The 7,077-nt window shown below is 42.1% G+C and carries 6 protein-coding genes; 4 read left to right on the top strand and 2 right to left on the bottom strand.

Features of this window, described 5'->3' with window-relative positions; all coding sequences use genetic code 11:
* Positions 1 to 155 precede the first annotated feature (155 nt).
* On the bottom strand, positions 156 to 2,276 hold the full coding sequence (locus AC805_RS15385) for an NB-ARC domain-containing protein (protein WP_055076237.1): 2,121 nt from the start codon (positions 2,274 to 2,276) through the stop codon (positions 156 to 158).
* Between the two features lie 878 nt (positions 2,277 to 3,154).
* On the opposite strand from AC805_RS15385, the gene AC805_RS15380 reads away from it, so the two are divergent.
* The 4 genes from AC805_RS15380 (at position 3,155) to AC805_RS15370 (ending at position 4,984) form a co-directional block, all read left to right on the top strand.
* Positions 3,155 to 3,568, top strand: a complete 414-nt coding sequence (locus AC805_RS15380) for a hypothetical protein (RefSeq protein ID WP_055076236.1) — start codon at positions 3,155 to 3,157, stop codon at positions 3,566 to 3,568.
* Entirely contained in the window at positions 3,558 to 3,941 is a 384-nt protein-coding gene (locus tag AC805_RS15375) for a hypothetical protein (protein ID WP_055076235.1), read from the top strand. Before AC805_RS15380 ends, AC805_RS15375 begins: the two co-directional genes overlap by 11 nt.
* Before the next feature lie 135 nt (positions 3,942 to 4,076).
* Complete coding sequence (locus AC805_RS25660; RefSeq protein ID WP_156341420.1) at positions 4,077 to 4,256, top strand: hypothetical protein; 180 nt, start codon at positions 4,077 to 4,079, stop codon at positions 4,254 to 4,256.
* An 80-nt stretch (positions 4,257 to 4,336) separates the two neighbouring features.
* On the top strand, positions 4,337 to 4,984 hold the full coding sequence (locus tag AC805_RS15370; protein ID WP_055076234.1) for a glucosaminidase domain-containing protein: 648 nt from the start codon (positions 4,337 to 4,339) through the stop codon (positions 4,982 to 4,984).
* Between the two features lie 899 nt (positions 4,985 to 5,883).
* Here the strand turns inward: AC805_RS15370 and AC805_RS15365 are convergent.
* A complete protein-coding gene (locus AC805_RS15365) occupies positions 5,884 to 6,594 on the bottom strand; it encodes a DUF305 domain-containing protein (RefSeq protein ID WP_055076233.1) in 711 nt (236 codons plus the stop codon).
* Positions 6,595 to 7,077 lie beyond the last annotated feature (483 nt).

The raw sequence follows: 7,077 nt of genomic DNA, 5'->3' as shown, positions 1-7,077 counted from the left end.
TGGGGTTTGATTTGTCCTAAGTCAAGTGACTGTAGCTATAAAAGGCATTGAACATATCATATAACTACTTAAGGTTTGCTGTATGTCCCTAAAGCTGAGTGGTGGCGCAAAGCGCCACCACTCAGCTTTAGGGTTTTATGTCCTCATACTGGTGACTAACCCAATTTTTTCGAGCGATTGGCTTGCAATGCTTGCTTTCTTCTTCTTACTTCCGCACGACGATCGCTTGGGGTTGGTAAACCGATCGGTGGTTCTACAATATTGACTTCATTGATAAAGACTAATCTGGCTTCAACGGGTTGATTGAGGGTATCGGTAATTTTGACCGCTTCAAAATCAGCATCGATCGCGGCAAATTCAGTCTCATTTAACCAAGCATGGTACTTCTTACGGAGTTTGGGCTGTTGCTTGAGTTCTTGTTGTAACTGTTCGAGAGAACCTTCTGTCCATTGGTAATAGAGATTTTTGCTGCGGATCTGGGTTTTGGATTCGGAAGTTTGTTGAGCGAGGGGATTGTTTGCCCAAGGAATACGATGATCCCATGTGGCAAGCCCCCCAGCTCGATCGCTTTCGAGCAAACGCTCTAGAATTTGTAAGTCAGAATGTTCTGTAACTCGTTCGGGGAAGCGGCAAAAGCTTTGGGTGAGGTCGCTTTGGGATGCGCGTAATAGATTCATGATATTGCCTTGGGCGTAGCCGATCGCCGTTTGACGATCGCGCAAAGTCTCCAGCAAAATCTGCAATTCGCGCTGTAAAGTATCGATGCTGCCATAGTGGGCGAGGAGGCGATCGCTCAGGGGCTGAAGGATTTGGCGGATCTGGGTTTCGCGAATATAGTCTTCCGCGCGGGGCTGAATCAAGGCATAGCTCATGAGGAATTCAGGATTGCCTGCGATCGCCGCATGATAGGCTTCATCGATTAAGCGCGCAGTCATATATTCCATGACTACGGGCTGCTGGGTGAAGCTATTGGCATTCTTTTCGATCAGCGATCGCCACCGTAGGGAGATGACCGATTCCCAAATTTGCGATTTGGAAATCATCGGCACAATATCTTGGCGGAGATTGTCGGTAGTAATCGGTTCGCGCTCGATCGCCAGCCAATACATTACCTGTTGCTCGCGTTCGGAAAGGCGACTGTACTGTTGATCGAGAAGATAGCGAATATCGCCAAACACGTTGGCATCTTGATCGATAAACTCTTGGATATCACCATCAAACATACTGTGGATCGAACGGGATACCACCGTTAGCGCAAGAGGATTACCACAATAAAAATCGATCAACTTACCAGTCTCAGGGGCGATCGCTAATTCTGGTTGAAACATTTGTCTGGCTTCTTCTTTTAAGCCCGTGAGTTGTAAAGACCGCACTAGGCGATCGCTACTATCGGGGGGTAACACATCATGGGGCTTTTCGCGACTGGTCAAAATCAAACAACTCTGGTGTCTTACCTCGCCTACTTGACGGAACAATTCCCCATAACCTTCGTAACCTTCGTTATACTGCCCCGTAATTTCGCCACTACGCAAAACTGACTCGACATTATCTAAAACGATTAAGCATCGCGATTGCTTCAAAACGGCAATCAACATTCCTAAAAGACGGTCGAAATCCTGTGGTAATGCCGCAATTTCTTGGTTTGTCAAAAAGCTCACTAATTCCCCCAACATTACTTCCACGGTTGGCGCATTACGCAGCGATCGCCAAGCAATTAAGGTAAAGTCCGACTGTACCTGTTCTGCTAGCTTGGTCGCAAAGGCGGTTTTGCCGATGCCTCCCATTCCAAATACACCCAAGAGCCGACAGCGATCGTCGATCACCCAATTTTTCACAGTTTCAAGTTCTTCCGTACGGCCGTAAAAAATTGAAGTATCGATCGCATTACCCCAATCGCAGCGTTTGACATCTAGGTGATTCATATGCACCGTCACTGGTTCGGGATTGTGAGGATTGACAAGACTCAGGGGATTCGTCGATGGGGGGATGTCACTCGTCACTGCTTTAGATCGAAAACGCTTAGCTTGAGTCCTTACCACCACTTGGAGATTGTGCTTGGTCACCCTTTCGCCAAAAGCATTAGTTAATATCTGCCATAGACGATAACCTACATCCCGAATGTAGGAGGAATCATAGCCACAGGATTCGGCAATCTCGGCATAGGTCTTGCCCTCCCATGTTTGGCGGAGTAGTTGCTCCTGAATATTGCTGAGACGCTTATCCTTTATGGCAGCATCAACGATGGCGATCGCATCTTCAATGGTTATCGTGGTCATGGTCGTAACTCCTCTCAGTTAATGTCTCGGTATTGGATTAGTAAGGGCAAAAGTTGAAATAAATTTAAAGGACTCTAGATTTCAAATAAACAGTTGATGTTTGCTTAAACTCATATGACTGTCTTTATTTATCAGTCGATGAAGTCGATCTTGTTTAGGGGATGACTAATTCCAGCTTTTGCAGATGATTTAATTTGCATATTCTTGTTTTTTCACGTTAGATAAATAACATATATTTTTGTATTTGCAATGGCTTTGCCTAATTTTTATCCAGATCCAGATTTAGTCTGACATCAGCTTTAATAGGTAGCAATTTTTTCTTGTCTTTTCTGATGAACCCTTGTCTATAAGCTTCTTGGGGTTGGGTTTAAAATCAGGTGCAGCCACTTTATCTATAAATTATTGTTTTTGCAAGCAAAATACCTAAGGATCTTGTTTTTGCCGATACCAATATATTTGCAAGCTAATAGGGATATTTAAAACAAATTTATTTGGCAAATATATAAAGACATTGGTATAGAGCTACTAATAAATAACAGATCAAATACTGGATTAACTTTTGATTGGATATTTATCAATTACTCCCTATATTATTGATTAATTTTTTTGGATTTATTCATGTATTTACTGACAAAAAATACTATTTTTTCTGGTGTGCAAATTGAAATTTGAGTCGTATGCTGATTCTCAACAAAGCTTATGTAGTTGATTTACTCAGCCTTAAGTCCTTTGTACTAACCGTTAAGCTCACTTACCCTCACATAAAGAAATATTTAACTCTTGTATCACTGGTAAGTGCATATAGCAATAGGGAAATTATGTTTTCCGACAAAAAACGACTTTTCCTCATATAACCTCACAAGCAGAGGCATTGAAACATGAGCGCCCCCCATCATTTGCCCCAACGTCACCTTAATTTAATCCCCAGCCCCTTGGCGATGCCTTTGTATTCCCAACAGCTTGGGGTTCGTCCAAGTATTGCCGATCGCTTTTCGTATTTGCTCCATGAAATCGAGAGCTTTCTACTAGCTTGTACCCATGAGGAGATGTGTCGCTTTTGGAATGCGATCGCCAATCTGCGCCATTACTGGCAAAAAAATGTCCATTCATCGGAAATGCCTCAATTTCTGAGTGGTAGACGTAGACATCGAGATTTTTGCCGCATTTTAGAAGTTTTAGCCGATCTCACCTATCCTAAACTGCGCCCATCTCACCAAACCGAACCACCAAGTGAGCAACTCTACCTATCCTCACTTGGCATTTCCAAACTAGGGGGGATGTATGCAAAGTGATGCCTTCCCCACCCCCCCTATCTATTCACATTATTTTCAACCTCGGCTATTGTTCCATGATGCCGAACTGCAACCCCAAGACTCACCAAATGAAGTGGATTGTTTGCTAGATGAGATAGAAATCCTGATCGCTGATTGTTCTATTGAAGAGTCTCAATCCTTTTGGTTAGCCACCGATTGCATCAAGATCAAACATCACGTCATTGAGTCAATGCAAAAAATTGAGAGCTTGTTTTTGGATTTGGCAAAAGCATCAACTGCAAATCCAGCCCTGATCGAAGCTGTCTCCGATAGCCTTCTCTACACAGGCAAGTCTGCCGCGAACGATCGGGGGATGGACATTCCCAACTTCCTTAAACATCGTCTTGGTTAACATTTAGAAATATAAGCTTCTATCTAATTAAGCTAAATGGCTCAAAAAAACAAGAAATCAATTAAACATCATTTTAATTGGATATAAATATCTTTAACCTCAAAAAATCAATTATCTATCATCAAGGTCATTATTATGAAATTCTTACTATCTGTCATCTCTGCTTCAGCTTTACTAGTTCCATTTACAGGGAGTGCTTCCGCCTATTCGCAAGATCCTCGCAGTTGCAGCGATCCGCGTACTCAATATCCGTCAAATCCCCCTTGCCAGAAACAGGACAGTCTCATTAATGTCTATTACAACAAAGTTAATTAGTGCTTAGTTAATTAGTGCTTAGTTAATTAGCGCTTAGTTAATTAGTAATTAGACAACCTACAGCGGTTAATAGAAGGTTTATGAGAAGGAAGCAGTTTCTTCAATACGGAGTTGGAGCGATCGCCCTATGTGCATTCGGTCGCCTTGGCAAAGATACTGCTCAAGCCCAAGGTATGTCGGCTCTTACCAGTGCCGCCAATCGCGAAAAATTATGTTCTCGCGTGCTCGCTGGGAGAATTGATCGCATCATGGGGGATGGGACTACTTCCGAAGTCCAACTTCTACGCCTCTTACAAATTAACCAAGCCCCTTTAAATCTCTATGGAGACTTACCAACCATTTATCGAGAAGAAGGAGCGATCGAAGGCGTTAACCATGACATTGCCTTTTGTCAAATGTGTCTGGAAACGGGTTTCTTGCAATTTGATGGGGATGTTCGACCCGAACAAAATAATTTTGGTGGCATAGGTGCAACTGGTCATGGAGCTAGGGGCGATCGCTTTGACGATCAGCGCATTGGGGTAAGGGCACAAATTCAGCATTTGAAAGCCTATGCCACCACCAAACCTTTAGTACAGCCCTTAGTCGATCCGAGGTTTAGTATCGTCAAGCGGGGCACGGCTCCTCTACTGGGACAACTGACAGGACGATGGGCAGAGGATATTAATTACGACAAAAAAATTATGGCAATTCTTCGTCGGCTTTATCAGCTATCGGGATTTTTTTAATGTATAGCTACCGCCAACTGTATCAGGACAGAGGGTTGCCGCGCTCCGCGCGGCAACCCTCTGTCCTGATACCAATTCACGAAGATGTGACAACATTTTTGTGAATTAACAACTAAACCTATAGGCAACGTAAGGGTTTCCAGTTAAGAAATGGCGTAGTCATTTCTTAACTGGTTATAAAAAGACTGGCGGCAAATATATAGCAAAAGCAAGGCACAGATACCCTAGTATGTAGCGACAGATAACTGCACCTTACGACCTGTCTCTTGTTCATGGGGGAGCATGAACTGCGAGGCATTCTTGACGATATGCAAAACTGATCAAAGCTGATAAAAATAAAAGCTAATAAAAATAGATGTAGTTAAGCCACTAGTGTCTACTACAACACTTAATACGCCTATTCCCTTGCATATCTGTTTGATTTAGTAAATTTTTTACCTACTCCCTTAATTTTAAGAATAACATATTGTGAGCCACATTCTCAGAAAGCATGGGCAAATACTTATCTCCATTAACGTCAGTTTGGGTTGAATAGAAGTGGGCAAAGCCCATTTCATGGGCACTGGTCAGCTAATGGGGGATGGATTGTGAAATCCCCATTTCATGACAACAAAAAAGATGCAAATATGTCGATCACGCTTTAGCTGACCATTGCCTTAATACCAATTACCAAAAGTGTGGCTACACTTTTGATAATTGAAAACCAAACCCAGTAAGGGTTTTAAAATCACAAAATGGCATAGCCATTTTGTGATTTGGTATAACTGCTCGGAAGACTAGCTCAGTATTTTGATAGATGGCAAACTTCGACTGCGCTCAACAATCTCCGTCCAATCACAACAAATATTAACCTTGGCGAAAATTTTGGATATTATCTCCTTGGATTTGCCGAAAATCGTCTATTTTTTATACCAAGCTTTCTTCCATTCCTGCATTTGTTTGATTTCTGCTTGTTGTGAAGAAATAATATCTTGGGCAAGCTTCTTAATTTCTGGTCGGGTAGACTTAATTGATGCATCTTTTGCCATTAACACAGCACCTTCATGATGCGGAATCATGGCATTGATAAACCTGAAATCAAATTCGGCATCCTTTGCCCCTAAATCTTGACTCATCATCATGCCCTTGATTTGATCAGGAGTCATTTCCATCGTATGTCCCATCTGAGCATTATATGCCATAGGCATATTACTCGCAGAGGGATACCATTGTTTACGCCAAGCTTGCAGATTGGCGATTTCTTTAGTTTGCGCCTTAATAATTTCATCAGCTAGCTTTTGAACTTCAGGGCGTTGAGATTTTCCCTTAGCGTCTTTTGCCATATCTAAAGCTCCTTGATGATGAGGAATCATCGCATCGATAAAGCGTAGATCAAAGTTCGCATCGGCTATTCCCAAATCCATCGCCATGTGCATATTACCTCCATTTTGCATCATCTCCTTAGCTGCGGGTGCAGGGCTAGAGCTAGGGGTAGCAAGGGTAGCTGCTGAGCTAGAAGATGTTTCAGGATTAGGTGTTGCATTACAGGCTGATAAGGAAATCGTTACAATCGAGGCAATCGCTGCTAAACCTAAGCTATTGGATAAGATATTAAGTTTCTTAAGATGCATAATATGGAAATTTATTGGCTAAATAAAAGCTTAAAGCTAAAAAATGAACTGAAGACGGAATATCACTATATAGCAATCCTGAATGAGTTGTGAGAGGCTTCGACTTCGCTCAGCCATCGGGATACTTTGGCTGAGCGAAGTCGAAGAGCCCTATTTTTCTCATAAATGATTTAGGACTGCTATATCTTAAATATAAATAGCTAATGTCAGTTCGGGTTAAGCTGGCAAATTTTCAAAAACCGTTTCAAATTAGAACTCACGTTCCACTAGGTTGTAATCCCAATTTATACCAATTCCCAAAATGGCTGCGCCATTTTGGGAATCTCAAAACCTTACTGGGTTTGTTTTTTATTCACTGAAGTGTTGGCTCACTTTAGTGAATTGATATTACAGCGCTTTGCGCTCAAATCCAAACCAAGAAGTCTTTTAAAAGTGTTGCTTTGTAACACTTTTAAAAGACTTCTTGTAGCTCTTTTGATCAAA

The sequence above is a fragment of the Pseudanabaena sp. 'Roaring Creek' genome, from assembly GCF_001402795.1.
Classification (GTDB): domain Bacteria; phylum Cyanobacteriota; class Cyanobacteriia; order Pseudanabaenales; family Pseudanabaenaceae; genus Pseudanabaena.
Note: the sequence above shows the minus strand (reverse complement) of the source record. Positions and strands in the feature narration are given on the sequence as shown.